Source organism: Phreatobacter sp. AB_2022a (assembly GCF_026847585.1).
Classification (GTDB): domain Bacteria; phylum Pseudomonadota; class Alphaproteobacteria; order Rhizobiales; family Phreatobacteraceae; genus Phreatobacter.
The window spans coordinates 101,203-127,918 of the sequence record NZ_JAPSET010000013.1; the positions used below are offsets into that span (position 1 = coordinate 101,203).

The window sequence follows — 26,716 nt, forward strand, 5'->3', positions numbered from 1 at the left end:
GTCAGCCCGCCTTGATGAGGCGGATCGCCTCGTCGCGCCCGAAGAGATAAAGCAGGTCGCGCAGCGCTTCGCCGCGCGCCCCTGTCAGCTTCGGATCGGTCTCGATCACCAGCCTGGCATCGTTGCGGGCGGTTTCGAGCAGCCCCGAATGATGCTCGAGCTGGGCGAGACGGAAGCCCGGCATGCCCGACTGCTTGGTGCCGAGCACATCGCCTTCGCCGCGCAGCTTCAGGTCTTCCTCGGCGATGCGGAAGCCGTCCTCGGTCTCACGCATGATGTCGAGCCGCTTGCGCGCGACTTCGCCGAGCGGGCCCTTGTAGAGCAGGATGCAGGTGGAGGCTGTCTCGCCGCGCCCGATCCGGCCGCGCAGCTGATGGAGCTGGGCGAGGCCGAACCGTTCGGCATGGTCGATGACCATGACGGAGGCGGCCGGAACGTCGACGCCGACCTCGATGACGGTGGTCGCGACCAGGAGCTGGCTGTCGCCGCGCTGGAAGCGCAGCATGGCGGCATCCTTGTCCGCGCCCTTCATCTGGCCGTGGATGAGGTCGACGCGCGCACCGAAGCGCTGGCCGAGCGTTGCGTAGCGCTCCTCGGCCGCCGCCATGTCGATCTCCTCGCTCTCCGCCACCAGGGGGCAGACCCAATAGACCTGCCGGCCGGCCTCGATGGCGCGGCCGATGGCGTCGATCACCTCGCCGAGCCGCTCGAGCGCGATGATGCGCGTGTCCACCGGCTTGCGGCCTGCCGGCTTTTCGGTGAGCTGGGAGGAATCCATGTCGCCAAAATAGGTCAGCACCAGCGTACGCGGAATGGGCGTCGCGGTCATGACCAGGAGATCGACGGCCTCGCCCTTGGCGGCCAGCGCCAGGCGCTGATGCACGCCGAAGCGGTGCTGCTCGTCGATCACGGCAAGGCCGAGATCGTGGAAACGCACCGTCTCCTGGAACAGGGCGTGGGTGCCGACCACGATCGAGGTCTCGCCGGTTTCGAGCCGGGCGAGGATCCGCTGGCGCTCCTGGCCCTTTTCGCGGCCGGTGAGCACAGCGATCTCCAGCCCGGATCCGCTGGCGAGCGCCGTCAGCGTCTTGGCGTGCTGGCGCGCCAGGATCTCGGTCGGCGCCATCAGGGCCGACTGCCGGCCGGCTTCGGCCGCCGCGGCACAGGCCATCAGCGCGACCACCGTCTTGCCCGAGCCGACGTCCCCCTGGATCAGCCTGAGCATGCGGGTATCCGCGGCCATGTCGGCGGCGATATCGGCGATCGCCCGCTGCTGCGAGCCGGTGAGCCTGAACGGCAGGCCGGCCTCGACCCGCGCCCTGACCGAGCCGTCGCCGACATTGCGCCGCCCGGCCGGCCGGCGGAGATTGGCCCGGACGAGGCCGAGCGCCAGCTGGTTGGCCAGCAGTTCGTCATAGGCAAGGCGCGACCAGGCGGGCCCGTCGGCGGCGAAATCCTCGGGAGCGGCCGGCATGTGCACCGTCCGCAGCGCCGTCGCGAAATCAGGCCAGGCCCGCCGGTCCAGATGGTGCCGGTCCTGCCATTCGATCAGTTTCGGCAGCCTGGCGAGCGCGGTCTCGCAGGTGCGCCGGATCAGCGCGCCGCCGAGCCCCTCGGTCATCGGGTAGACCGGCTCGATCAGCGGCATGCCGGCCGCCTGTTCCAGGGTGACGACCCGATCCGGATGGACCATCTGGCGCATGCCGTCGAACAGCTCGATCGTGCCGGAGACGATGCGCGTCTCGCCGACCGGCGCCATCTGCTCGATACGCGCCCGATGCGCATGGAACCAGACGAGCGCCAGATCGCCGGTCTCGTCCGATGAGAGCACCCGATAGGGCGCGCGCGATTTGCCGGGCGGTGGCGGCCGGTGGCGATCGATCGTCACCTCGACCGTGACGATTTCGCCGGCCCGCGCCTCGGCGAGCGTCGGCCGGGCCCGCCGGTCGATCAGGCCGCTCGGCAGGTGAAACAGCAGATCGACAACCCGCGGCGGGCCGTCGGTGCCGAGCAGGCGCTTGAACAGGGCGTCGAGCTTCGGGCCGACGCCTTTCAGCGTGCCGACGGGGGCAAAGAGGGGATCGAGTCGCGTGGGACGCATGGCGGCAATGTTATAGCCGCTTTCCGCCAGCTGCAGCGGTTCCAAGCCGCGCCAAGCTTTGCTAGGACAGCGCGCGAACCGGGCGGCGCCTTTCAAGGGGTGTCCCCGGCTTTTGCCGTTTGGCCCGAGAAGACGAACCCGAAGAGCCCGTCCATGACCGGAACCACCCGTTCCAGCGCCGATCTCGACCCGCGCCGCCGCAAGATCCTGTTCCGGTCGTGGCATCGCGGCACGCGCGAAATGGACCTGATCATGGGCCGTTTCGCCGATGTCCATATCGGCGCCATGAGCGAGGCCGAGCTCGACGATTATGAGCGCCTGATCGAGGTGCCCGACCGGGATCTTTTCGCCTGGGTCACCGGCAAGGCCGAGACACCCGGCAATTACGACACCGCGGTGTTCCGGACGCTGAAAACCTTCCACGCGGAAGGCAAGGGAGCCTGGCTCGGCTGATGGCGAAGAGATCTCCCGCCGATATCGTTGCCTCGCGCGGCCGCCTGACGCTTGCCGGCGTACCGCAGGGCTTCGACGCGCTCGTCATCGCCGATCTCGCCCGCCAGCTGCACGGCAAGGGCGACCAGGCCTCGCCCGAACTGATCGTCATCTGTCGCGACGGCCCGCGCATGCAGGCGCTCGAACAGGCGCTCGGCTTCTTCGCACCGGGCATCGAGGTGCTGACCGTGCCGGCCTGGGACTGCCAGCCCTATGACCGGGCCTCGCCCAATGCCGCGGTCATGGCGCGGCGCATGCTCACCCTGTCGCGGCTCGCCCGCATCACCCGCCGCGCAACGCCTGCCGTGGTGCTCACGACCATCAACGCCGCGCTGCAGCGCGTGCCGGCCAAGGCGCTGCTCGCGGCGCAGTCGCTGTCGGCGGCGCCAGGCAATGTCCTGTCCATGGCCAATCTTTCGGCCTGGCTGGAGAACAACGGCTATCTGCGCACCTCGACCGTGCGCGAGGTCGGCGAATATGCGGTCCGCGGCGGCATTCTCGACCTCTATCCGCCGGGCCTCGACGCGCCGATCCGGCTCGATTTCTTCGGCGACACGCTGGAATCGATCCGCGCCTTCGATCCGGAGACCCAGCGCACCACCGGCCAGCTCAAGCGGCTCGACCTGGTGCCGACCTCGGAGGTGCAGATCACCACCGAGACCATGGTGAAGTTCCGCCTGTCCTATGTCCGGGCCTTCGGCGGCTCGACCAAGGGCGACGCTCTCTACGAGGCGGTGTCCGAAGGCCGCCGCCATCCCGGCGTCGAGCATTGGCTGCCGCTGTTCCACGACCGGCTCGACACGCTGTTCGACTATCTGCCCGACAGCGGCGTCGTCCTCGACGGCCTCGTCGAGGAGGCCGCCAGGGAGCGGTTGACCCTGATCGCCGACTACTACGACGCGCGCCGCACAGCGCTCGACCAGGAGGGCGCGGGCTACAAGCCGCTGCCGCCCGAGCAGCTCTATCTGACGGCGGAGGAATGGGACCGCAGGCGCGGCGGCGAAGCGGTGGTCAAGCTCTCTGCCTTTGCCCTGGCGGGTGCCAGCGACGGCGCGCTCATCGACCTCGGCGGCCGGCGCGGCCATTCCTTCGCGGCCGAACGGGCCGACGAGACGGCCAATGTCTTCGACGCGGTGGTGGCGCATATCGCCGCGCTGCGGGCCGACAAGAAGCGCGTGGTGCTCGCCGCCTGGTCCGAAGGCTCTCGCGACCGGCTCCAGCAGATCCTCGGCGATCACGGGCTGAAGGCGGGGCGGCCCGTCGCCAGCTGGGCCGCGGCGCAGGCGCTGCGCGGCGACGAGATCGCGCTCGCCGTGCTCGGCATCGAGGAAGGGTTCGAGACGCCTGACATCGCCATCATCGGCGAGCAGGACATTCTCGGCGACCGCCTGGTCCGCGCCCAGAAGCGGCGCAAGCGCGCCCAGGACTTCATTGCCGAGGCGACCAGCCTGTCGGCCGGTGATCTCGTCGTCCATGTCGACCACGGCATCGGCCGCTTCGTCGGCCTGAAGACCGTGACCGCCGCCGGCGCGCCGCACGACTGCGTCGAGATCCATTATGCCGGCGGCGACAAGCTGTTCCTGCCGGTCGAGAACATCGAACTGCTGTCGCGCTACGGCTCGGAGGATGCCGAGGCCCAGCTCGACAAGCTCGGCGGCGGCGCCTGGCAGGCCCGCAAGGCGCGGCTCAAGAAGCGCATTCTCGAAATGGCCGGCGAGCTGATCAAGATCGCCGCCGCCCGGGCGCTGCGCGAGGCGCCGAAACTGGTGGCGCCCGACGGTGCCTACGACGAATTCGCCGCCCGCTTCCCTTACGAGGAAACCGAGGACCAGGCCGGCGCGATCGATGCCGTGCTCGAAGATCTCGGCTCGGGGCGGCCGATGGACCGCCTCGTTTGCGGCGATGTCGGCTTCGGCAAGACCGAGGTCGCGCTGCGCGCTGCCTTCGCCGCGGTGATGAACGGCCGGCAGGTGGCGGTGGTGGTGCCCACCACCTTGCTCGCCCGTCAGCATTTCAAGACCTTCGCCGAGCGTTTCAAGGGCCTGCCGGTCAATGTCGCCCAGGCGTCCCGCATGGTTGGCTCGGCCGATCTCGCCGCCGCCAAGAAGGGCCTTGCCGACGGCACGGTCGACATCGTGGTCGGCACCCATGCGCTGCTCGGCAAGGCGATCGCCTTCAAGGATCTCGGCCTCGTCATCGTCGACGAGGAGCAGCATTTCGGCGTCGCCCACAAGGAGCGGCTGAAGCAGCTCAGGGCCGAGGTGCACGTGCTGACCCTGACCGCGACGCCGATTCCGCGCACCCTGCAGCTCGCCATGACCGGCGTGCGCGACCTCTCGATCATCGCGACCCCGCCGGTCGACCGCCTGGCCGTCCGCTCCTTCGTGACGCCGTTCGATCCGCTGATCGTGCGCGAAGCGCTGCTGCGCGAACGCTATCGCGGCGGCCAGGCCTTCTTCGTCTGCCCGCGCATCGAGGATCTCGGCGAGGTCGAGGCGTTCCTGCGCGAGCATGTGCCGGAGGCGAAATTCATCGTCGCCCACGGCCAGATGGCGGCGACCGACCTCGAGGACCGGATCGGCGCCTTCTACGAGGGCAAGGTCGACATCCTCCTGTCGACGACGATCGTCGAATCCGGCCTCGACATTCCCGCGGCCAATACGCTGATCATCTGGCGCGCCGACATGTTCGGCCTTGCCCAGCTCTATCAGCTGCGCGGCCGTGTCGGCCGCTCGAAGACGCGTGCCTATGCGCTGTTCACGCTGCCGGAAAACAAGCCGGTCACGCCGCAGGCCGAACGCCGCCTGAAGGTGCTGCAGTCGCTCGACACGCTCGGCGCGGGCTTCCAGCTCGCCTCGCACGATCTCGACATCCGCGGCGCCGGCAACCTGCTCGGCGACGACCAGTCCGGCCATATCAAGGAGGTCGGCTACGAGCTCTACCAGCAGATGCTGGAGGAGACGGTCGCCATGATGAAGACCGGCCTCGTCGAGGACGCGGTCGAGGACAAGTGGTCGCCGCAGATCACGGTGGGCACGCCCATTCTGATCCCGGAGCTCTATGTCGAGGATCTCAACCTGCGCCTGTCGCTCTACCGGCGCCTCGGCGACCTGGAGACCGACCAGGAGATCGACGCCTTCGCCGCGGAAATGATCGACCGTTTCGGCCCGCTGCCCGAGGAGGTCCAGCACCTCGTCAAGGTGGCCGTGGTCAAGGCGCTGTGCCGGCGCGCCAATGTCGACAAGGTCGATGCCGGCCCGCGCGGCATCGTCCTGTCGTTCCGCGACCAGAAATTCGCCAATCCGCAGGGGCTCGTGCGTTACATCGGCGAGCAGGGATCGCTCGCCAAGGTCAGGCCCGATCAAAAGATCGTCTTCATCCGGGACTGGCCGAAGCCGGACGACCGGCTGCGCGGAACGACGACAATCCTGCGCAACCTCGTCAAGATCGCCGAGGCCAGGCCCGCCAAGGCCTCGTGAGCGCCGGGCCATCCTCGCCACCGGAGCCGCGTCGCCAGGCGCGGCGGGCCGCCCGCGCATCGATGCGGTGTCGGCAACGACCGCCGACCACGGGCCGCCCGCTCAGGCGTTCGGCTTCAGATTGACGATCACCACGCCCGCGAGCGCCATCACGCCGCCGACGATGCCGAGCGTGCCGGGCACCTCGCCGAGCCAGATGAAGCTGATCGCCATGGCCATCGGCGGCACGCAATACTGGAAATTGGCGGCCCGGGCCGCTGGCAGCCGCGACAGGGTGACGGCCCAGGTGCCGTAGGCGACGACGCTGGAGACCAGGGCGAGCCAGGCGACGGCCCACAGCGCCTGCGCCGGCGCGGCCGGGATCTCGGCCAGTGCGCCCGGCAGGAAGGGCGACAGGGCAAGGCCGCCGATGGCCATGTTCCAGGCCGCGACGACCAGCGGCTTGTGGCGCGCGAACAGCGGCTTCTGCACCACCGTCGTGATCGCGTTGCAGAAGGCGGCGCCGAGGATCAGCAGCACGCTGGCGCCGACGTCGAGGTCCAGCCCGTTGCCGAGCGCGATGACGCCGATGCCGGCGAAGGCGAGGGCCGTACCGGCCCAGGCGCGCAGGCTGAAGCGCTCGCCGAGAATCGCCATCGCGAGCGCTGCGGTCATGATCGGATTGGTATTGATGATGAAGCTCGCGGCCCCCGCGGGAACGACCCGCTGGCCGAGATTGAGCAGGATCGCATAGAGCGCGATGAAGACGATGCCGCCGACAAGGAAGCGCCAGATATCGGCGCGATCCGGCAGGCCGGCGCGGGTGGCCACGAGAAAGAGCGCGGCGGGGAGTCCGGCGAGCGCGAACCGCAGCGCCGCGAGCTCCAGCGCGCCGAAGCCCGCGAGCCCGGCGCGGATCGCCGGAAAGGACGCCGCCCAGGCGATGATCGTGAAGGGAATGGTGAAGGCGAGCACGGGATCGAGCCCGGAGCCGGAGCGGCTGGGCGAGGCGGGCGAGGCGGAGGTCATGGCGGGCCCTGTCGGCTGTCGGTCTTGTCGCCTTCGATAGACGCCGCGTTGAGCTGATTGACAAACGAGTAATTCGATGACGAGCTGTGACCATGGATCACAGCTTGAACTTGCCGCCGCTCGATACCTTGCGCGCTTTCGAGGCGGCCGCCCGTGGCGGCAGCTTCTCGGCGGCGGCCGAGGCGCTCAACCTGACCCATGGCGCGGTCAGCCGCCAGGTGGCGAAGCTCGAGCACTGGCTGGGCCTGCGCGTTTTCGAGCGCAAGGCGCGCGGCGTCGCGCTGACGCCCGAGGGACAGCGCCTGTTCCAGCGCACCCAGCAGGCCTTTTCGCTGTTCGCCGACAGCGCCGATCGCTGGACCGAGCCGCGCGGCGCCGCGGTCGTGCGCTTCAGCGCCACGCCCTCGGTCTGCTCGCTCTGGCTGATGCCGCGCTGGCAGCGGCTCGAGAGCGGTGATCCCTTGCTGCGCATCGTGCTGCAGGTCGACCACCGTCGCGTCGATCTCAGCGACGAGGGCATCGACCTCGCCATCCGCTGCGGACGCGGTGGCGCGCCGGGCCGCGTCTCCGAGCAGCTCTTCGAGGAATGGTGCTATCCGGTCGCTTCGCCGGCGCTCGGCGCGAGGATCGGGCCGGGCCGCCCGGAGCGCCTTCTGGATCAGCCGTTGATCCATGATTCGGACGCCGCAGGCTGGCGCGCCTGGTTCAACGCCCACGGCCTCGACTACCGTCCGCGCCCGCAGGACCGCCGGTTCGAGGACTACAACCTGGTGCTCGACGCCGCGGCATGCGGGCTCGGCGTCGCGCTGGCGCGTCCGCCACTTGCGCAGGCCCAGCTCGATGCCGGCCGCATCGTGATGGTCGATCCGCGAACTGCGCTGAACCCGGTCTCCTACTGGCTCGACCGGCCGGTCGGCCAGCCGCGGCCGGCGGCGGTTGCGCTCGCCGGGCGGATCGCGGATGAAGCGGGTCTGCCCGCGGCACGCCTCGCGGCGTTCCTGAAAACCGAACTTCGCGCAGCCTGATCCCCGATGCCCGACCGATCCCCGTCAGTCCGCCCCGCGCCGCCGGAACCGGCGCGCCCGACGGGCATCGTGGTCGAAGGTCACGCCATCGTTTCGGTCGAGGGCATGATCGCCGCCCGGGACGGCAGCATGCCGCAGGCCCTGATGAACGATGCCGACTGGCGCATCTTCCAGGCGGCCCTCGATCGTGCTGCGCTGGTGGTGCTTGGCCGGCTCGGCCATGTCAGGCATGCCAATCCCGGCCGGCGCCGGCTGGTGCTGACCACTTCCGTTGCCGGGCTTGCCGCCGACCCCGCGGACGCCAGGGCGCATTTGTGGAACCCGGCGCATGCGACATTTTACCATGTGCTGGAAAGGCTGGGGATCGATGCCGGCACCGTGGCGGTGACCGGCGGCACCGGCGTCTTCGATCACTTCCTCGGGATCGGCTACGACCGTTTCCTTCTCTCGCGGGCTCCCGCGGCCCATATTCCGGAGGGGCGTCCGTGCTTTAGCGGCGGCCCGCCGGAGGCGGTGCTGGCCGGTCACGGCCTTGCGCCGGTCGGAACCCGCCTGATCGATGCCTCGGCCGGGGTGACGCTCACCACCTGGCGGCGCGCCGCGGTTGCGGCGGGTCGCCGACAGATGCCCTAGCGGGCAGCCGGAGCCGTGCCTATTATTAGCCTCAAGCTTCGGCTTGAATGGGGTCGGCCTCTTTGCATGATTCTGGCATCCGTTCCGTCGACAGGCTCATTTCGGGCACCTCGGGCCACCGGGGCGCGAGCACACAATGACTGACAACGCAGTGCTGATTCAGACTGGCTTTCTACTGTCGCCACGGGCCGCAGGCTCTGCTGTCATGATGGCGGGCAAACGCGACGAGCGGGACCAGGACCCCGGAGGGCCGGGGACATCGGTCATCACGAAGACGCGTCCGCAGACCAAGCGGCCGAACCTCTACAGGGTGCTGCTGCTGAACGACGACTACACGCCGATGGAGTTCGTGGTGCACGTGCTGCAGAAGTTCTTCAACAAGAACGGCGACGACGCCACCCGCATCATGCTGCACGTTCACCAGCACGGCGTCGGCGAGTGCGGCGTCTTCACCTACGAGGTTGCCGAGACCAAGGTGACCCAGGTGATGGATTTCGCGCGCAAGCATCAGCATCCGCTGCAATGCGTGATGGAGAAGAAGTAGCCTTCAGGTTTCGTGTCCCCGTCGACGCATTGATATTTCAAGAGGTTCCCTTGCCCTCATTTTCTCGCAGTCTGGAACAATCGCTTCATCGGGCACTGGCGCTCGCCAACGAGCGCCGGCACGAATATGCGACGCTCGAGCACCTGCTTCTGGCGCTGGTCGAGGACCAGGACGCCGCGGCCGTCATGAAGGCCTGCAGCGTCGACCTCGAAAAGCTGCGCAAGAGCCTCGTCGGATACATCGACGCCGAGCTCGAAAATCTCATCACCGACGGCTCGGAGGATTCCAAGCCGACCGCCGGCTTCCAGCGCGTCATCCAGCGCGCGGTCATTCATGTCCAGTCGTCGGGCCGCGAGGAGGTGACGGGCGCCAATGTCCTCGTCGCGATCTTCGCCGAGCGAGAGAGCCACGCCGCCTATTTCCTGCAGGAACAGGACATGACGCGCTACGACGCGGTCAACTACATCTCGCACGGCATCGCCAAGCGCGCCGGCCTGTCTGAGCCGCGCCTGCCCAAGGGCGCCGACGAGCCCGAAGAGGCCAAGGACAAGACGACCGAGGAAAAGAAGAAGGGCGACGCGCTCGACACCTATTGCGTCAACCTGAACAAGAAGGCGCGCGAAGGCCGGATCGACCCGCTGATCGGCCGCGACACGGAGATCAGCCGCACCATCCAGGTCCTGTGCCGCCGGCAGAAGAACAACCCGCTGTTCGTCGGTGACCCGGGCGTCGGCAAGACCGCCATCGCCGAGGGCCTCGCCAAGCGTATCGTCGAGAACGACGTGCCCGAAGTGCTGCGCGATGCCACCGTGTTCTCGCTCGACATGGGCACGCTGCTCGCTGGAACCCGCTACCGCGGCGACTTCGAGGAGCGGCTGAAGCAGGTCATCAAGGAGGTGGAAGCCCACCCCAAGGCGATCATGTTCATCGACGAGATCCACACCGTGATCGGCGCGGGTGCCACCTCCGGCGGCGCCATGGATGCCTCCAACCTCCTGAAGCCGGCGCTCGCCCAGGGCACGCTGCGCTGCATGGGCTCCACAACCTACAAGGAATACCGCCAGTATTTCGAGAAGGACCGGGCGCTGGTGCGCAGGTTCCAGAAGATCGACGTCAACGAGCCCTCGGTGCCCGATACGATCGAGATCCTCAAGGGCCTGAAGACCACCTTCGAGACCTATCACCGCCTGCGCTACACCAACGAGGCGATCAAGGCCGCGGTGGAGCTGTCGGCGCGCTACATCCATGACCGCAAGCTGCCGGACAAGGCGATCGACGTGATCGACGAGTCGGGCGCGGCCCAGATGCTGGTGCCGGAAGCCAAGCGCAAGAAGGTGATCGGGCTGAAGGAGATCGAGGCGACGATCGCCACCATGGCGCGCATCCCGCCCAAGACCGTCTCCAAGGACGATGCCGAGATCCTGCGTAACATCGAGACCACGCTGAAGCGGGTCGTCTACGGTCAGGACAAGGCGATCGAGGCGCTGTCCGCATCGATCAAGCTCGCCCGCGCAGGCCTCAGGGAGCCGGAAAAGCCGATCGGCAACTACCTGTTCTCCGGCCCGACCGGCGTCGGCAAGACCGAGGTCGCCAAGCAGCTCGCCTCCGTTCTCGGCGTGCAGCTGCTGCGCTTCGACATGTCGGAATATATGGAGCGCCACACCGTCTCCCGGCTGATCGGCGCGCCTCCCGGCTATGTCGGCTTCGACCAGGGCGGCCTGTTGACCGACGGCGTCGACCAGAACCCCTATTGCGTGCTGCTGCTCGACGAGATCGAAAAGGCCCATCCGGATCTGTTCAATATCCTCCTGCAGATCATGGATCACGGCAAACTCACCGATCACAACGGCAAGTCGGTCGATTTCCGCAATGTCATCCTGATCATGACCACCAATGCGGGGGCGGCCGACCTCGCAAAGCCGGCGATCGGGTTCACGCGCACCAAGCGCGTGGGCGACGATACCGAAGCGATCAACCGGCTGTTCGCGCCGGAATTCCGCAATCGCCTGGATGCGGTGATCGCCTTCGGCCATCTCTCGTCCGAGGTGATCGGCAATGTCGTCGAGAAGTTCGTCATGCAGCTCGAGGCGCAGCTCGCCGACCGGCAGGTGACGATCGAGCTGTCGCCCGATGCCAAGGAATGGCTGATCGAGCGCGGCTACGACGAACAGATGGGCGCGCGGCCGATGGCCCGCGTGATCCAGGAATATATCAAGAAGCCGCTGGCCGAGGACCTGCTGTTCGGCCGGCTGAAGAATGGCGGCCATGTCCGCGTGATCGTCGAGAAGGACGAGGAGGGCTTCCCCGTTCTCGGTTTCGATCACCCGCAGGGCCCGGTCACGCCGAAGCCCGAGCCGGTGGCGCCGGACGTCCGCGCCATCGTCAAGCGGGCGAGCGTCAAGCGCAGCGCCGCCAAGGCGGCGCCGAAGCGCAAGCCCCGCGGCAGTGGCAAGGGCGGCGGCCAGGGCGGCCTGCCGGTGCCGGTCGAGCCGAAGCGGCCGTCGGGCTCCGTGCCGAAGGTTCCGCTCAAGACCGAATGACCTGCAAGCGACCTGCTTGACCGATCCGAGCCCCGGCCCAGTGCCGGGGCTCTGCTTTTGGAAGGGCGGGCCCCTCGGGCCGCACGCGGAATGGGCCACATGCATGGGCGGATCTTGCCTTCCTGCCGCGGACCGCGAATTTTGGCGGCGGTCATGACCACCGCATCGCCCCCCCAAACGATCTCGCAGGCCGGCTGGTACCGCCGGGGCCTCAGGCAGTCGGCTGGCCTGCCCGCCGTGATCCTGGCGGCGACCTTCGTCGGCATCGGCTCGGTCTGCGCCGATTTCGGCATGCCGCTCGCCTGGGCCATGCTCGCGACCCTGCTCATCTGGGCGGGACCGGCCCACCTCATTCTGGTCAACGGCCTCGGCACCGGCGCCACCTGGCTCGCGGTCGGGCTGACGGTCGGCCTGTCCTCGGTGCGGCTCCTGCCCATGGTCGTGTCGCTCATGCCCTATCTGCGCACCGACAGGCGGCGCCACCCGCTGATCATGATCCTCTGCACGCACATGGTGGCGATCTCGATCTGGGTCGAAGGCCTCAGGCTGCTGCCTTCGGTCGACAGCGAGGGCAGGGTGCCCTTCTTTCTCGGGCTGGCGACCGGCCTGCTCGCCTCGGCGACCCTTGCCACCGCCGCCGGCTACGGCCTTGCCGGCATCATTCCCCATGCCTTCGCGGCCGGGCTCCTGTTCCTGACCCCGATCTTTTTCCTTCTGTCGCTGTTCACCACGGCCCGCACTTTGTCCGACCGGCTGGCCATCGGCATCGGCATTGGCGGGCTGCCGCTCGCCTCGCTCGCCGGCGATGGCCTCGAACTGCTCTGGGCGGGGCTCGGCGGCGGCACGCTGGCCTATCTCGCCGCACGGCTTCTGCGGCCGAGGGCCGCGGCATGACGCTCGTCGGCAGCGACCTGACGCCCTATCTTGCGCTGATCATCGCCGGCTTCCTGCCGAGCGAGGTCTGGCGCTGGCTCGGCCTGGTGCTTGGCCGCGGCCTGAACGAAGGCTCGGAGATCCTGCTGTGGGTGCGGGCGGTTGCCACCGCGACGCTCGCAGCGGTCGTCGCCAAGCTTGCCTTCTATCCCGCCGGCGTGCTCGCCGGGCTGCCGCTCGGCTGGCGCGCCGGCGCCATTGCCGCCGGCGTCGCGGCCTATTGGCTCGCCCGCCGCTCGGTGCTGGCGGGCGTCGCCGTCGCCGAAATCATCGTGGTCGGCTCGGCCTTCTGGCTCGGACTGAGGTGAGGGGCGGGAGGCGAATGGCACGCGGGGGATGCCGCCGCACGCGTCAGCTATCGTCCGTCCCCTCCGGGGCCTTGCCCGCCATTCGCTATTCGCCGCCACCGAGAGCAGCACGGATCTTTTCGGCATGCTGCGCGAGAACCGCGGGATCGGCCATCGCGCCGGTATGTGGGCGCAGGGCGACGCCTTCCCAGCGCGGCAGCACATGGACGTGGATGTGGAAGACGACCTGGCCACCGGCGCTTTCATTGAACTGCTGGATGGTCAGGCCGTCGGCCCCCATGCCGGCCTTCACGGCCTTGCCGACGATCTGCGTCGCCTTGGCGAGCTCGGCGAGGTCGTCGGGCGCAATGTCCAGGAGGTTGCGGGCCGGGCTTTTCGGGATCACCAGAACATGGCCGTCGGCACGCGGCATGATGTCCATGAAGGCCAGGACCCGGTCGGTCTCGTAGACCTTGGTGGCCGGCAGTTCGCCCCGGAGAATGCGGGCGAAGATATTGCTGGAATCGTAGGCGGGCACGGACATGAAAACACCCTCGCGCTGGTCTGTGCGAGGGTGTCGCAGGCCGTCAGGCGGCCGTCAAGCGAGGTCGGCGCAGGGCTTACCAGACGCGATAGAGGCGGCAGACGCGGCCATAGCCGGTCCAGAAGCAGCGCCGCACCAGCCGCGGTCGGCGCCGGTAGACATAGACCGGACGACGGTAATAGTAGCGGCGATAATAGTATTGCATCTCGCGCGGCTCGGCGGCCGGCGTAGCGCTCAGGCTCTCGCGCAGCCCGGCAACCGTGGTCGGCGTGTTCGCGGCAGACTGAGCCCCGGCAGCGACGGGCGCGGCCTCGGCCCGGCTTGCGGCAACGCCAGCGGCTGCAGCGCCGGCAATGACGGCCAGGAACGAACGACGATCAAGCATGGGCATCTCCAGAACGTATCAGGCTTCGGGATTCCGTGACGCGGGCCATCCTACGGAATGCGCGTTGCCTAGCATCGGTATGTTTCCCGTCTGTGTCGGATAATTTCAGCAAATGGTTGCCGGCGCCTGACCACGGTCGGCGCCGGCCGGATGCTGCTGGCCATGTCGGCCGGTGGTGACGCGCGCCTTACCAGTAGCCGCGGCGCCAGTAGCGGCGGCGCCAATAGCGCCTGCGCCAGCCCCAGCGACGGCGGCGACGCCAGTACCAGTATTGCATTTCGCGGGGTTCGGCGCCTGTCGCCTGCGCGGCGGAGGTCCCGGCGGAAGGCGTGCCCGGCGGCATGGCCGGCGGCGCAGCGGGGGTCGGGGCCGGACCGGCTTCCGCAGCGGCGGTGCCAGCGAGCGCGGCAGCACCGGCGAGGAGTACCAGAAATGTACGACGATGCAGCATGTCAATTCCTCCATGATGAAATTGGCAGAGCGCCCCATTGTCGCGATACTACACATTCCCTTGCGGCAGTTCGTCTGGGTATTCCCGTAGAACGTTCGGAAATCAAAGAAGACGCCCGGCATCGCGAGGATGCCGGGCGGTCACCTCATCGCTCAGTGGCGATGCCGACGGTGATGCCGGTGATGACGGTGCCTGTGATGCCGGTGGCGATGATGGCGATGGCCGTGACGGTGCCCGTGCCGCTGACCATGCATTTCGACCGGCTCGGCCGCGGCCGGCTCGGCGGACGTCGCGGCGGGAGCGGGGGTCAGGGTCTCGGCGACGAGCGGGGCGGCCTCGGCGACCTTGCTGCCGGCGATTGCGGCGGCCGCGACACCACCGACCAGGGTGGCGAAGAAAGCGCGACGATCCAACATGGAACCTCTCCTTATGACGGTGTCGGACGATCCGACTGCGGCCAGAATGAGCCGCGCAATCTGAACTGCCAATATCGCAAGCGTTTATCTGGCGTTCAGAAACCGCAGCCTCGCCGCACGAATCGACCGGATGTTTACCGGCTATTCACCATCAGTCCGGTTCGTTCTCCGCGCCTGGCCGGCGGAATGGCGCGAGCGCGTCGAGTTCGTCGATCGCCTCGGTCACATGCCGGCGCTCGCGCTCCAGATAGTCGCCGACCGCCCGGCGCAGGCCCCGGTCCGTGATGAAATGGGCCGACAGGGTCTCGACCGGCCGGTAGCCGCGCGCCAATTTGTGTTCGCCTTGCGCGCCGGCCTCCACGCGCTGCAATCCGGCGCTGATGGCATAGTCGATCGCCTGGTAGTAGCAGACCTCGAAATGCAGGAACGGATGGTCCTCGATGCAGCCCCAGTGACGGCCATACAGCACGTCGCGGCCAATGAAATTGATGGCGCCGGCAATGTAGCGGCCCTCGCGCTCGGCCATGATCAGCAGGATCCGGTCGGCCATGCGCGCGCCGATCAGAGAAAAGAACGACCGGGTCAGGTAGGGGCTGCCCCATTTGCGCGAGCCGGTATCGGTATAGAAGGCGAAGAACGCATCCCACACCGCCTCGGTCAGCGCGCCACCGGTTAGCCGGCGAATGGTAATGCCGCGCCCCTCGAGCGCCGCGCGCCTTTCGCGCCTGATCACCTTGCGCTTGCGCGAGGAGAGGGCGGTCAGGAAGGCGTCGAAATCGGCATAGCCGGCATTCTCGAAATGGAACTGCGTGTCGGTGCGCTGGAGATAGCCGGCCGCGCCCATCAGCTCCCATTCGTCGCGGGTGCAGAAGGTGACGTGCAGCGAGGAGACCCCGCGCTGCAGCGCGACCTGGGCCGCGCCCTGGGCGAGGGCGGTGCGCGCCAGGGCCTGCTGGGGGCCGGGCCGGGCCAGCAGGCGCCGTCCCGTCGCCGGCGTGAACGGCACGCTGGCCTGCAGCTTCGGATAGTAGCGTCCGCCGGCACGCTCATAGGCCTCGGCCCAGCCATAGTCGAAGACATATTCGCCGCGCGAATGGCTCTTCAGGTAGCACGGCAGCACGCCCTGGATCCGCCCGGCCGCGTCCTCCAGCACGAGGTGATGGCCGAGCCAGCCGGTCGCGCGCACCGCTGACCCCGACTCCTCGAGCGACAGGAAGAAGGCATGGTCGAGGAACGGATCCACCGCACCGGTTTCGTCGGCGGCGCAGGCATTCCAGTCGGCGGCGGGAATCTCGGCAAGGCGCGAGACGATGCGGATGGTGAAGGGCGGGGCGCTCATCTCCGCCTATACTAAGCCCGGTAGCCCTCGAACGTCACTTGGTCGGCGTGGCGCGCGCCGTTCAAACGCTCGTCATCGGTGCGCACCGTCCAGCAGATCACCGGCCGTTTCAAAGCGCTGCGATAGAGCACGGTCGCGGCGTTCGGCATGTCGGCGATCTTCCACGACAGGAAATGCGGATCGGTCGCCGGAAAATGACTGAGCGCGGCCAGATCCCGCTTCATCTCAGCCGGCATGCGCGCCCAGGCCGCGCCGGTGGGGGTCGATTCGGCAACGATGCCGCGCACCAGACCGGGCGCATTGGCCTTCAGCCAGGCGATCGGCCCCGGATCAAAGGACATGAGTGCCAGCGGCCCCTGATAGGCGCTCGCTAGCTTGGCCACGCGCTGGGTGAGGCCAAGCTTGCCGTCGAATTCCGACTTGATCTCCACCACCAGCGGCACGCGGCCGGCGACCAGCGCGAACAGCTCCGGCAGCGCCAGCATCCGGTCGGCGGTCGCCTTGAAGGCGACCGTCCTGAGGGCGGCGGCGGTCAGGGCATCGACCCGCCCGCCGGCCTCGGTCAGCCGGTCCAGCGTATGGTCGTGAAACACCATGGCCTCGCCGTCCGCGCTGGGCTGGACGTCGCATTCGATGGCATAACCGCCGGCGACCGCCGTCGCGAAGGCACGTGGCTGGTTCTCGACCACGCCCGCCTCCAGGCCATGCAGGCCGCGATGGGCGATCGGCCTGGCCACCAGCCAGCGGAGATCATCGGGCGCAGCCATCACGCAACCTCGACCAGGGCTTCGACTTCGACCAGGGCATTGGCGGGCAGGGCGGCGACACCGATGGTCGAGCGCGAGTGACGGCCCTTGTCGCCGAACACCTGGACCATCAGATCGGAAGCTCCGTTCATCACCTTTGCCGCATCGGCAAAGTCCGGCGTGCAGTTGATGAAGCCGCCGAGCCGGACGATGCGTGTGACCTTGTCGAGATCGCCGGTCGCCGCCTGGATCTGGGCGAGCACATTGATCGCAGCCTGGCGCGCCGCCTTCTGGCCGTCCTCGATCGACACCCCACCGCCGAGCTTGCCCGTCAGCACGCCTTGCGGTCCGGCCGAAAGCTGCCCGGAGACGACAAGCAGGCTGCCGGTGCGCACGAAGGGAACGTAGTTGGCGATCGGCGCGGCTGCCGTCGGCAGGCTGATGCCGAGTTCGGTCAGGCGGCCTGCGGCCGAACCCGTGGCGAAACCCGGCCGGCTTCCGGCCACCACGGCTGCGCCGAGAACCGTCAGGAACCTGCGGCGATCGAACATGTCTCCCCCCTTCGGCAGCCGGAGGCGGAAGCGCCGAACGGCGCGCATGCCAACCGTCCAGGGCACCTTCGCGGAGGCCCGGACATGATGATTGTCAGGCTGCGGGCGACAAGTCCACTGCCGTTGCCGCGTGACGCGCAGAATGACGCGGGCGGCGCATGGCCGCCCGCCGCATCGTCAGGCGATCTCGACCAGGGCCTCGACCTCGACGGCCGCGTTCACCGGCAGCGCCGCGACGCCGATCGTCGAGCGGGCATGGCGGCCCTTCTCGCCGAACACCTCGACCATCAGGTCCGAGGCGCCGTTCATCACCTTGGGAGCGTCGACGAAATCCGGCGTGCAGTTGATGAAGCCGCCGAGCCTGACGATTCGCACGACATTGTCGAGATTGCCGACGGCCGCCTGGATCTGGGCGAGCACATTGATCGCCGCCTGGCGCGCGGCCTTCTGGCCGTCCTCGATCGATACGCCGCCGCCGAGCTTGCCAGCCAGCAGGCCTTCCGGCGCAAGCGAGATCTGGCCGGAGACGACGAGCTGGTTGCCGGTGCGCACGAAGGGCACGTAATTGGCGATCGGAGCGACCGGAGTCGGCAGGTTGATACCGAGTTCGGCGAGACGGTTGGCAATGGTCGACATGGCAGATCCCCGGGGGCTTCGCACGAGATAAGGGCGGCGCCGGAACCTGCCCGAAGGCGGCGGGCGGCGCAAGGCAAGGATTCCCGGCACGGCCCGCCGGCCGGGCGGCCCGGATCGTCCGCGCCGGACACAGCGGCGCCGCGTTGTCGCCTCCGATCCGCCCTCCTATGCTGGCCATTCGGAGCGCCCTTGAGTCCTGGAGCCACATATGCCGTCGATCCGCCCGCTCGCACTCGCCGCAGCTCTCCTGGTCAGCGCGTCGGTGCCGGCGGCTTTTGCGGCGGAACCGGTGCTGACGCCGCACCGGGGTGTCTACGATCTCGCGCTCGACGGCCGGCGCGCCGCCCGCGGCGTCGACACCGCCCGCGGCCGCATCCTGTTCGAGACCACAGGCAATGTCTGCGAGGGTTATTCGACGACGTTCCGCCAGGTGGTCGAGCTGGTGGTCAACGGCAATCCGGTCGTGATGGACGTGCGCACGGCCAATTTCGAGGAGGGCGACGGCACCGGCTTCCGCTTCACGTCGCGTTCGACCGAGAACGGCACGCCGCGCGAGGAGACGGACGGCAATGCGACCCGCGCCGCCGGCGGCATCCGCATCGCCGTCACCAAGCCGCGGCCGGCGCAATCCGAGATCGACGGCCAGACGATCTTTCCGACCGAACATCTGCGCCGGATCATCGATGCCGCCCGCGCTGGCCAGACGATCCTCGAGGTCAAGGTCTATGACGGCGCCGAGACCGGCACCAAGCTCTACAATGCGACCGCGGTGATCGGCCGGCGCATCGAGCCCGGCGCCGGTGGCGAGGTGGAGGAGGCCGCACGCGATCCGCGCCTGGCGCAGCTCGCCCGCTGGCCGGTGACGATCAGCTATTTCGAAGCTGGCAAGGACAGCCCGACGCCGGCCTATTCCATTGCCTTCGAGCTCTACGAGAACGGCGTTTCGCGCCAGCTCGTGGTCAATTACGGCGAGTTTGCGCTGCGCGGTACGCTCAGCCGGATCGAGTGGCTGGCCGAGAACCCCTGCAGCCGCTGAGTGACCGGCAGGGGCTCCCGGCGAAGGCCTTCAGCCGCTCCGCCTGAGCAGGCCGAGCGCCGCGAGGGTGATCGTCCCCATGGCTGCGCAATAGGCGACGAGCGGCCATGCGGTGTCGGCGGGCAGGGCGATGACGGCAAGCGTTCCGGCGGCGCCGACGATCGCGCTCTGGACGGCGTAGTAGAGTGCCACCGCCGCGCCGGCCCGGTCATCGAAGCCGGCAAGCGCGCCATTGGCGGTCACCGAGACGACCAGCACCATGCCGGCCGCCATCACCCACATCGGCGCGAGGATCGCGGCAAGCGACGGCCCGCCGCTGCCGGAAAGGCCGGCAAGCAGGCCGGCGCCGGCCAGCATGATACCGAGCCCGCGCACCAGCGTGCCGTCGATGCCCCGACGCGCCGGCAGGCCGCGCGCGAGGCGGGCAACCACGATCATCACCAGAGCGACCGACGCGAAGGCGATGCTGAAGGCGAGTTCCGACAGGCCGAGGCGAGAGATCAGGATGCGCGGCGCAATCGAGAAGAACACGAAAAAGGTGCCCATGGCCGCCGCGAAGCCAAGCGTATAGGTCCAGAACGCACCGCTGCGCAGGATCGCGCCCGACCTCCGAGCCGGAATGCGCGCCCGGTCAGGACGCGTTTCGGGCCAGCGCGCGAGGGCCTGCAGGGCGGCGGCGAGCGCCAGCAGCCCGAGGGTGGCGAAGATCGCGCGCCAGCCCCATTGCCAGGCGATCAGCGCGCCGAGGATCGGGCCGAGCGCCGGCACGAAGGCGAGCATCGCGCTGAACAGGCCATAGACGAGGGTGCCTTCGGGCCGGTCGGCATAGACATCGCGGACGGTGGCGAAGGTCGCAACCAACGTCGCGGATGCCGCAAGGCCCTGGACGGCGCGCAAGGCGACGAAGACAGGCCCGCTGCTGGTCGCGGCGAGGCCGAACGACGCCGTGGCGAAGAGCAGCGCGCCGCCGATGACGACGGGCCGGCGTCCGATGCGGTCCGACAGCGGGCCGAAGAGGACCTGGCCGAGCCCGAGCGCCGCCATGTAGAGGCTGAGCGTGAGCTGGACGAGCCCCGGCGACGCATCGAGCGCGCCCGGCATGAGCGGTACCACCGGCAGGTAGATGTCCATGGCCAGCGATGCGATGAGGTCGAACGGCGCCATCAGCAGCAGCGCCGACGGCAGGGAGGGGGGCCGGCGCTGCGCGGTGGCAGCGGGCCTGATGAGATGGGACATGAGCGATCATCCGCACAAACGGGGAGTTTGGCGGCGACCTGCCTCGATCATGGTTCCGAAAATGCAGACCGCCGCAACAACGACCGGGTTGTTGCGGCTCAGCGGGTTGCGGACGGACCGCCTTTCATGGCGCAGCTCCCAATGACCGAATGCCGGTTAGCAGCCCGTGCCGGCGCGAGCAACCTTGCCCGACGGAGAATGGCGGCCGGCAGGCCGGCCGCTAGTCGTCGAGGGTGATGCCCTTGACGACCGCCGCCCTGCCGAATTTTGCACGCAGCGCGTCGACCGCGCCCTCGACCTTGACGTTCCTGGCGATCGAGGTGTCGACGAGATCGGCCGGATCCGCCTTGTCGAGACTGGTGAGATCCGAAAGGCCGATGCCGATCAGGCGATAGGCGGTGCCGTCGGCTTCCTTCGCCAGCATGTCGCGCCCCGCCTCGAACAGGCGTGCGGCGAGCACGGTGGGCGAGGACAGGGTGCGCGAGCGGCTGCGCAGCTTGAAATCGGAGCTCTTGAGCTTGAGCGTCACCGTCGAGCCGGCGAAGCCTTGCGCCTTCATGCGGCTCGACACTTTCTCGCACAGTGGAAACAGGCGCTTCTCCAGGGTGCGGCCGTCCCGGATGTCGGTGTCGAAGGTGGTCTCGGCCGAAATCGACTTGGTTTCGTCGTCGGGTGAAACCTTGCGGCCGTCGATGCCGCGGGCGAGGCGCGACAGCCGCTGGCCGACCACCCCGTAGCGGCGCATCAGCTCGGCCTCGTCGAAACGGCGGAGATCGGCAATGCGCCGCAGCCCGTCACGTTCGAGCGTCTGCGTCATGGCCTTGCCGACGCCCCAGATGGTGGAGACCGGCCGGGGTCCGAGAAAGTCGAGCGTCTCGGCCCGGCCGATCACGGCGAAGCCCCTCGGCTTGTCGAGGTCGGAGGCGGTCTTGGCCAGGAACTTGTTGTGCGACAGGCCGATCGACACGGTGATGCCGATGCCGCGCTCCACGGCCTTGGCAAAACGGGCCAGCACCAGGGCGGGCGGCGCGCCGTGCAGCCGGTCGGTGCCACTGAGATCGAGAAAGGCCTCGTCGATCGACAGGGGCTCGACCAGCGGCGTCAGCGCCCGCATCGCATCGCGCACCTCGCGTCCGACGCGGGCATATTTCTCCATGTTGGGCGGCAGCACGACGGCGTCGGGGCACAGTTCCAGCGCCTTGAACATGGGCATGGCGGAGCGCACGCCATTGATGCGGGCAAGATAGCAGCAGGTCGAGACGACCCCCCGCTTGCCGCCGCCGACGATCAGCGGCCGGTCCGCGAGCGATGGATCGTCGCGCTTCTCGATCGCTGCATAGAAGGCGTCGCAGTCGACATGGGCGATGGCCAGCGTGTCGAGCTCGTCGTGCCTGACGATGCGCGGCGAGCCGCAGGCCGTACAGCGCGCCGCTGTCGGCGCGAAGGTCGCGAAACAGTCCCGGCAGAAGGCGAGAATGGCCATGGCGGATGATCTTGGGGCCGGGCCGGAACGCCGGCAAGGGGCCGGTCAGGCGAAGCCGCGTTCCCAGGGCACGATGCCGAGCGCCCGCGCCGTCTTGACCACCGTTTCCGGCGTGACGCCCTCATGCGCGGCAAAGCCCAGCAGCAGCGGCTCGTCCGACATCAGGTGCTCCATGACCGCGCCGAGAAAGCCCGGCTGGCGCGCGGCGTCGCGGATCGCCCCCGCATCGATGCCGGCAAGCGCCAGGAAGCGCTCCAGCCGATCCGGCTCGGCGGCAAGGAATGCCAGCGCCTTGACCGCCATCTCCTCGGCCGCGGCGCGGCCGCCACTGTCCCGGGCTGGTGCCATGGTTTGCCTTTCTGAAAGGAATCCCGGCTACCTTGTGTCCCATTCAACAAGGTGCGGCAACTGGCCGGATCTTGCGATGTTACGGATCATGCGATGTCGAAGACAGTCATGATCGTGGAAGACAACGAGCTGAACATGAAGCTCTTCCACGATCTCCTGGAAGCCAACGGCTACCGGACCATTCAGACCCGCAACGGCACTGAGGCGCTGACGCTCGCCCGCAGTCACCGGCCGGACCTGATCCTGATGGACATTCAGCTGCCGGAAGTCTCCGGCCTCGATGTCACGCGCTGGATCAAGGAAGACGAGACGATCAGGCATATTCCGGTCATCGCGGTCACTGCCTTCGCCATGAAGGGCGACGAGGAGCGGATCAGGGCCGGCGGCTGCGAGGCCTACCTGTCCAAGCCGATCTCGGTCGCCAAGTTCATCGAGACCGTGCGCCACTTCCTGGGCGCAGCCTGAGAACGCGAGGAAGCAACGTCATGACCGCGCGGGTCCTCGTCGTCGATGACATCCTGGCCAATGTGAAGCTGCTCGAAGCGCGCCTGTCGGCCGAATATTTCGACGTCATCACCGCCATGTCCGGCCCGGAAGCGCTGGCCATCTGCGAGCGCGCGCAATGCGACATCGTCCTGCTCGACGTGATGATGCCCGACATGGACGGCTTCGAGGTGTGCCGGCGCCTCAAGTCGAGCACCGCCACCCAGCATATTCCGGTCGTCATGGTCACCGCGCTCGACCAGCCCTCCGACCGGGTCAGGGGACTCGAGGCCGGCGCCGACGATTTCCTGACCAAGCCAGTCAACGATCTCGCGCTCGTCACGCGCGTGCGCTCGCTCGCCCGCCTGAAAATGGTGCAGGACGAGCTGCGCATGCGCGCCATGACCTCGTTCGAGATCGGCATCGGCGATCCGCGGCTGGAGACGGTCAGCGACAACGGACTCCACGGCCGCGTCCTGGTGGTGGACGACCGCCAGTCCTCGGTCGAGCGCATCGTCCAGGCGCTGCACAAGCAGCAGCGGGTCGATGTCGAGACCCGCGCGCAGGAAGCCCTGTTCCGCGCGGCCGAGGGCGATTACGACCTTGCCATGGTGTCGCTGAGCCTTGCCGATTTCGATCCGCTGCGGCTCTGCTCGCAGATCCGCTCGCTGGAGCGCACGCGCGGCCTGCCGCTGCTCGTCATGGCCGAGCCGGAGGACGACGCCCGCCTGATGCGCGGCCTCGACATCGGCATCAACGACTATCTGATGCGGCCGATCGACCGGAACGAGATGTCGGCCCGGGTCCGCACCCAGGTGCGCAAGAAGCGCTATTCCGACCGCCTGCGCGACAATGTCCAGCAATCGATCGAGATGGCCATCACCGATGCGCTGACCGGACTGCACAATCGCCGCTACATGGAGCGCCATCTCGGCACCCTGGTGGAGCAGGCGATCCTGCGCGGCAAGCCGCTGTCGGTGCTCATCCTCGACATCGATCATTTCAAGGCTGTCAACGACACGCATGGCCACGATGTCGGCGACGAGGTGCTGCGCGAGTTTGCCGCGCGCATCCGCAAGAACGTCCGGGGCATCGACCTGACCTGCCGCCTGGGCGGCGAGGAGTTCGTCGTCATCATGCCGGATACCGACGCCAGCGTCGCCTCGATCGTTGCCGAAAGGATCCGCGCGCGGGTCGCCGGCGAGCCGTTCCCGATCCAGAAGGGCGCCCGCGCGATCGATGTCACCGTGTCGATCGGCATGGCGCAGTGCCGGCCGACCGACAGCGGCGCCGAGCCGCTGGTCAAGCGCGCCGACCAGGCGCTCTACCAGGCCAAGCGCAGCGGCCGCAACCGCGTGGTGCTCGACGCCGCCTGACCGGCCGGGTCGCCCCGCCGTTTCGCCGGAATATCGCGGAATTCCGCGATCTCCCGCTCACTCTCTTTACGTTAAGACGACCGGCCTCGGCCAAGCCTGGCCGCACTCGTTGAAGCCGCCCTGGCCGGCGGCTAGGCTCCCCGATCGCGGCGCCATACCCTGCGCATGCTCAGGTCCGCCGCATGTCCTGGGATCGTGGGGTCGGCCGGTCGGACCGGGCAGGGATGGCCTCTCCCTGTTGCGCCTTGTCCGGCCGGCCACCGTCGCCGGTCGCCAATATCCCGCAAGCTATGCCTCGGATCGCTCCGCCGCGTCGCGATCGCGCTCGTATCGCCGGGCGAGCGGAAACGGCGGCAGCCAGGCCTCGCGCCGGATGATCCAGCTTTCATAGGTCGGCGTCAGCCGGTTCGGCGCGTCCAGCACCCCGAGATTGACTTCGATTTCATCCGCGCTGCGCCCGAACATGGGTGAGCCGCAGGTCGGGCAGAAGAAGCGGCCAGCATGGCCGCGCGTTTCGCCTTCGACCGCGACCGCATCCTGGGGAAAGATCGCGGATGCATGGAAAAGAGCGCCGTGATGCTTGCGGCAGTCGAGGCAATGGCAGAGGCCGACCCGATAGGGACGTCCCGACGCCACGATGCGGACATTGCCGCACAGGCAGCTGCCGGTGAACCGGTCCATGTTGCGCCTCCTTGACGGTCAGGTGCATGGACCATGTGCCGCGAAGGGCGGCCTGGTGGCAATCGCCCGCGCCGAGCAGGTGGCGCGACGCCCCGCCGTGGCGCATCGCGGGTGATGGAGCCCCGCTTTGCTTCATGTGCTGTTCGGCGGAGTCGCCAAGCCTCGGCCGGCGCGCTAACCGATGCGGCGTCACGGCCGGCCGACACCGCCTGACCCGATATATATGCCTGCGGCGCGTGCCAGCGACTGAGACCGGGGAGATGTGGCATGACAGAAACACGAGGCGAGACCGTGACTTATGCCGAAGCCATCGCGCGCTTCAGCCCTGCGGCCGAGGCCGCGGCCCTGTCCGGCAGCCTTGCCGGCGGCATCAATGTCTGCGTCGAATGCTGCGACCGGCATGCCGCCAGCGGTCGTACGGCGCTGATCTGGGAGAGCCAGGAGGGGCGGCGCGGCACGGTGACTTTCGCGGAGCTGAAAGCCGGCGCAGCGCGCTTCGCCAACCTTCTCGCGCGCCACGGCGTCGGCCCTGGCGACGTGGTGGCCGGCATGCTGCCGCGCACGCCCGACCTGCTGGTCGTCATTCTCGGCACCTGGCGCGCCGGGGCCGTCTATCAGCCGCTGTTCACCGCCTTCGGGCCCAAGGCCATCGAGCAGCGCTTCGACACGAGCGAAGCCAGGCTGGTGGTCACCAATGCGGCCAACCGCGCCAAGCTCGACGATGTGGCGAACTGTCCGCCCGTCGCCATGGTCGATGCGCCCCGCCCGGGCGACATCGACTTTCACGCAGCGCTCGCCGCCGAGGCCGAGCAGTTCGAGCCGGTCATGCTGACCGGCGAAGACCGCTTCCTGATGATGTCCACATCCGGCACGACCGGGGCGCCGAAGGGAGTGCCGGTGCCGATCAAGGCGCTGCTGTCGTTCCAGGTCTATATGCGCGACGCGGTCGATCTCAGGCCTGAGGACGTGTTCTGGAACATTGCCGACCCCGGCTGGGCCTACGGCCTCTACTACGCGGTGACCGGACCGCTCCTGATGGGGCACGCCACCACCTTCTACGACGGGCCGTTCACCGCCGACAGCACCTATGCGATGATCAGGCGCTACGGCATTACCAATCTCGCGGGCGCGCCGACCGCCTACCGGCTGCTGATGGCGGCGGGACCGGCGGCGGCGGAAGCCGTCAAGGGACGGCTACGCGTCGTCTCCAGCGCCGGCGAGCCGCTCAACCCGGCCGTCATCACCTGGTTCCGCGATCACCTCGCCGTGCCGATCCACGACCATTACGGCCAGACCGAGACCGGCATGGTGGTGGTCAATCATCATCGCCTGAAACACGCGGTGCATGCCGGTTCCGCCGGCCTTGCCACACCTGGCATCCGGATCGTCGTGCTGTCGGTCGATGGTCGGGAGTTGCCGCCGGGCGAACCGGGAGAACTCGCCACCGATCTTGCGCGCTCGCCGCTGCACTGGTTCTCCGGCTACTGGAAAAAGGAGACGCCGAGCATTGCCGGCGGCTACTACCGGTCAGGCGATTTCGTCCAGATGGAGCCGGACGGCACCTTCACCTATGTCGGCCGGGGCGATGACGTCATCACCTCCTCGGGCTACCGCATCGGTCCCTTCGACGTCGAGAGCGCCCTGGTCGAGCATCCCGCGGTAATCGAGGCCGCCGTCATCGGCGTGCCGGACCCGCAACGCACGGAAATCGTCAAGGCCTTCGTGGTGCTGGCCGACAAGGCCGTCGGCGACGCCGCGCTCGCCGAGGAGCTTCGGCTCCATGTGAAGGGCCGGCTTTCCGCCCATGCCTATCCGCGCGACATCGAATTCGTCACGCAGTTGCCGAAGACGCCGAGTGGCAAGGTGCAGCGTTTCCTGCTGCGGCAGGCCGAGATCGACAAGATCCGCAAGGCCGGCACCTGATCGGCGCCGCAGCGGCCAAGGAAACGCCCCGCGCGGATGT

Annotated in this window: 25 protein-coding genes; 12 read left to right on the forward strand and 13 right to left on the reverse strand. The window is 68.4% G+C overall.

The features are described 5' to 3' along the window. Position 1 precedes the first annotated feature (1 nt). Positions 2-2,101, reverse strand: coding sequence for an ATP-dependent DNA helicase RecG (gene recG, locus OZ671_RS11870; protein WP_268860943.1), 2,100 nt, complete (start codon positions 2,099-2,101; stop codon positions 2-4). Between the two features lie 153 nt (positions 2,102-2,254). Here recG and OZ671_RS11875 point away from each other — a divergent pair, with 153 nt between their 5' ends. Then, a complete protein-coding gene (locus OZ671_RS11875; RefSeq protein ID WP_268860944.1) occupies positions 2,255-2,554 on the forward strand; it encodes an FAD assembly factor SdhE in 300 nt (99 codons plus the stop codon). Then, positions 2,554-6,072 (forward strand): transcription-repair coupling factor, encoded by a 3,519-nt coding sequence (gene mfd, locus OZ671_RS11880; RefSeq protein WP_268860945.1) that lies wholly within the window; start codon positions 2,554-2,556, stop codon positions 6,070-6,072. The genes OZ671_RS11875 and mfd overlap by 1 nt, the downstream gene beginning before the upstream one ends. Positions 6,073-6,174: 102 nt before the next feature. Here mfd and OZ671_RS11885 read toward each other — a convergent pair whose 3' ends face one another. After that, positions 6,175-7,080: a DMT family transporter gene (locus OZ671_RS11885; protein ID WP_268860946.1), complete on the reverse strand. Its 906-nt coding sequence runs from the start codon at positions 7,078-7,080 to the stop codon at positions 6,175-6,177. A 92-nt stretch (positions 7,081-7,172) separates the two neighbouring features. Between OZ671_RS11885 and OZ671_RS11890 the strand changes: the two genes are divergently transcribed. From OZ671_RS11890 to OZ671_RS11915, 6 genes are all read left to right on the forward strand, one after another. Next, on the forward strand, positions 7,173-8,105 hold the full coding sequence (locus tag OZ671_RS11890; protein WP_268860947.1) for a LysR substrate-binding domain-containing protein: 933 nt from the start codon (positions 7,173-7,175) through the stop codon (positions 8,103-8,105). 69 nt (positions 8,106-8,174) lie between these two features. After that, positions 8,175-8,738 carry a dihydrofolate reductase gene (locus OZ671_RS11895; protein WP_268860948.1) on the forward strand — a complete coding sequence of 188 codons (564 nt, stop codon included), beginning with the start codon at positions 8,175-8,177 and terminating at the stop codon, positions 8,736-8,738. A gap of 205 nt (positions 8,739-8,943) precedes the next feature. Next, positions 8,944-9,282 carry an ATP-dependent Clp protease adapter ClpS gene (gene clpS / locus OZ671_RS11900; protein WP_268860949.1) on the forward strand — a complete coding sequence of 113 codons (339 nt, stop codon included), beginning with the start codon at positions 8,944-8,946 and terminating at the stop codon, positions 9,280-9,282. A gap of 50 nt (positions 9,283-9,332) precedes the next feature. After that, positions 9,333-11,822 carry an ATP-dependent Clp protease ATP-binding subunit ClpA gene (gene clpA / locus OZ671_RS11905; protein ID WP_038313529.1) on the forward strand — a complete coding sequence of 830 codons (2,490 nt, stop codon included), beginning with the start codon at positions 9,333-9,335 and terminating at the stop codon, positions 11,820-11,822. A 153-nt stretch (positions 11,823-11,975) separates the two neighbouring features. Next, a complete protein-coding gene (locus OZ671_RS11910; protein ID WP_268860950.1) occupies positions 11,976-12,716 on the forward strand; it encodes an AzlC family ABC transporter permease in 741 nt (246 codons plus the stop codon). Further along, positions 12,713-13,063, forward strand: coding sequence for an AzlD domain-containing protein (locus tag OZ671_RS11915; protein WP_268860951.1), 351 nt, complete (start codon positions 12,713-12,715; stop codon positions 13,061-13,063). Before OZ671_RS11910 ends, OZ671_RS11915 begins: the two co-directional genes overlap by 4 nt. An 85-nt stretch (positions 13,064-13,148) precedes the next feature. Here OZ671_RS11915 and OZ671_RS11920 read toward each other — a convergent pair whose 3' ends face one another. The 7 genes from OZ671_RS11920 to OZ671_RS11950 form a co-directional block, all read right to left on the reverse strand. Beyond that, positions 13,149-13,586, reverse strand: coding sequence for an HIT family protein (locus tag OZ671_RS11920; RefSeq protein WP_038313524.1), 438 nt, complete (start codon positions 13,584-13,586; stop codon positions 13,149-13,151). A gap of 76 nt (positions 13,587-13,662) precedes the next feature. Next, complete coding sequence (locus tag OZ671_RS11925) at positions 13,663-13,971, reverse strand: hypothetical protein (RefSeq protein WP_038313521.1); 309 nt, start codon at positions 13,969-13,971, stop codon at positions 13,663-13,665. A gap of 187 nt (positions 13,972-14,158) precedes the next feature. Beyond that, on the reverse strand, positions 14,159-14,422 hold the full coding sequence (locus OZ671_RS11930; RefSeq protein WP_268860952.1) for a twin-arginine translocation (Tat): 264 nt from the start codon (positions 14,420-14,422) through the stop codon (positions 14,159-14,161). 567 nt (positions 14,423-14,989) lie between these two features. Next, a complete protein-coding gene (locus tag OZ671_RS11935) occupies positions 14,990-16,177 on the reverse strand; it encodes a GNAT family N-acetyltransferase (protein ID WP_268860953.1) in 1,188 nt (395 codons plus the stop codon). An 11-nt stretch (positions 16,178-16,188) separates the two neighbouring features. Further along, complete coding sequence (locus OZ671_RS11940; RefSeq protein ID WP_268860954.1) at positions 16,189-16,944, reverse strand: glycerophosphodiester phosphodiesterase family protein; 756 nt, start codon at positions 16,942-16,944, stop codon at positions 16,189-16,191. Next, a complete protein-coding gene (locus OZ671_RS11945; protein ID WP_268860955.1) occupies positions 16,944-17,474 on the reverse strand; it encodes a RidA family protein in 531 nt (176 codons plus the stop codon). Before OZ671_RS11945 ends, OZ671_RS11940 begins: the two co-directional genes overlap by 1 nt. A 177-nt stretch (positions 17,475-17,651) precedes the next feature. Next, positions 17,652-18,110 carry a RidA family protein gene (locus OZ671_RS11950; protein WP_268860956.1) on the reverse strand — a complete coding sequence of 153 codons (459 nt, stop codon included), beginning with the start codon at positions 18,108-18,110 and terminating at the stop codon, positions 17,652-17,654. Positions 18,111-18,318: 208 nt separating this feature from the next. Between OZ671_RS11950 and OZ671_RS11955 the strand changes: the two genes are divergently transcribed. Further along, entirely contained in the window at positions 18,319-19,146 is an 828-nt protein-coding gene (locus tag OZ671_RS11955) for a cell envelope integrity EipB family protein (RefSeq protein ID WP_103168447.1), read from the forward strand. Between the two features lie 30 nt (positions 19,147-19,176). Here the strand turns inward: OZ671_RS11955 and cml are convergent, their stop codons facing one another. The 3 genes from cml to OZ671_RS11970 form a co-directional block, all read right to left on the reverse strand. Beyond that, positions 19,177-20,382, reverse strand: a complete 1,206-nt coding sequence (gene cml / locus OZ671_RS11960; RefSeq protein WP_268860957.1) for a CmlA/FloR family chloramphenicol efflux MFS transporter — start codon at positions 20,380-20,382, stop codon at positions 19,177-19,179. A 220-nt stretch (positions 20,383-20,602) separates the two neighbouring features. After that, positions 20,603-21,865: a DNA polymerase IV gene (locus tag OZ671_RS11965; protein WP_268860958.1), complete on the reverse strand. Its 1,263-nt coding sequence runs from the start codon at positions 21,863-21,865 to the stop codon at positions 20,603-20,605. 45 nt (positions 21,866-21,910) lie between these two features. Next, positions 21,911-22,213 (reverse strand): DUF3572 domain-containing protein, encoded by a 303-nt coding sequence (locus OZ671_RS11970; RefSeq protein WP_268860959.1) that lies wholly within the window; start codon positions 22,211-22,213, stop codon positions 21,911-21,913. A 93-nt stretch (positions 22,214-22,306) separates the two neighbouring features. On the opposite strand from OZ671_RS11970, the gene OZ671_RS11975 reads away from it, so the two are divergent. Both OZ671_RS11975 and OZ671_RS11980 read left to right on the forward strand, forming a co-directional pair. Next, positions 22,307-22,678, forward strand: coding sequence for a response regulator (locus OZ671_RS11975; RefSeq protein ID WP_268860960.1), 372 nt, complete (start codon positions 22,307-22,309; stop codon positions 22,676-22,678). 20 nt (positions 22,679-22,698) lie between these two features. Further along, the gene (locus OZ671_RS11980) at positions 22,699-24,072 is read left to right on the forward strand and encodes a PleD family two-component system response regulator (protein WP_268860961.1); all 1,374 of its coding nucleotides are present in this window, start codon (positions 22,699-22,701) and stop codon (positions 24,070-24,072) included. A 288-nt stretch (positions 24,073-24,360) separates the two neighbouring features. Here the strand turns inward: OZ671_RS11980 and OZ671_RS11985 are convergent, their stop codons facing one another. Next, positions 24,361-24,753: a GFA family protein gene (locus OZ671_RS11985; protein WP_268860962.1), complete on the reverse strand. Its 393-nt coding sequence runs from the start codon at positions 24,751-24,753 to the stop codon at positions 24,361-24,363. Positions 24,754-25,020: 267 nt separating this feature from the next. Between OZ671_RS11985 and OZ671_RS11990 the strand changes: the two genes are divergently transcribed. Further along, the gene (locus OZ671_RS11990) at positions 25,021-26,676 is read left to right on the forward strand and encodes an AMP-binding protein (protein ID WP_268860963.1); all 1,656 of its coding nucleotides are present in this window, start codon (positions 25,021-25,023) and stop codon (positions 26,674-26,676) included. Positions 26,677-26,716 lie beyond the last annotated feature (40 nt).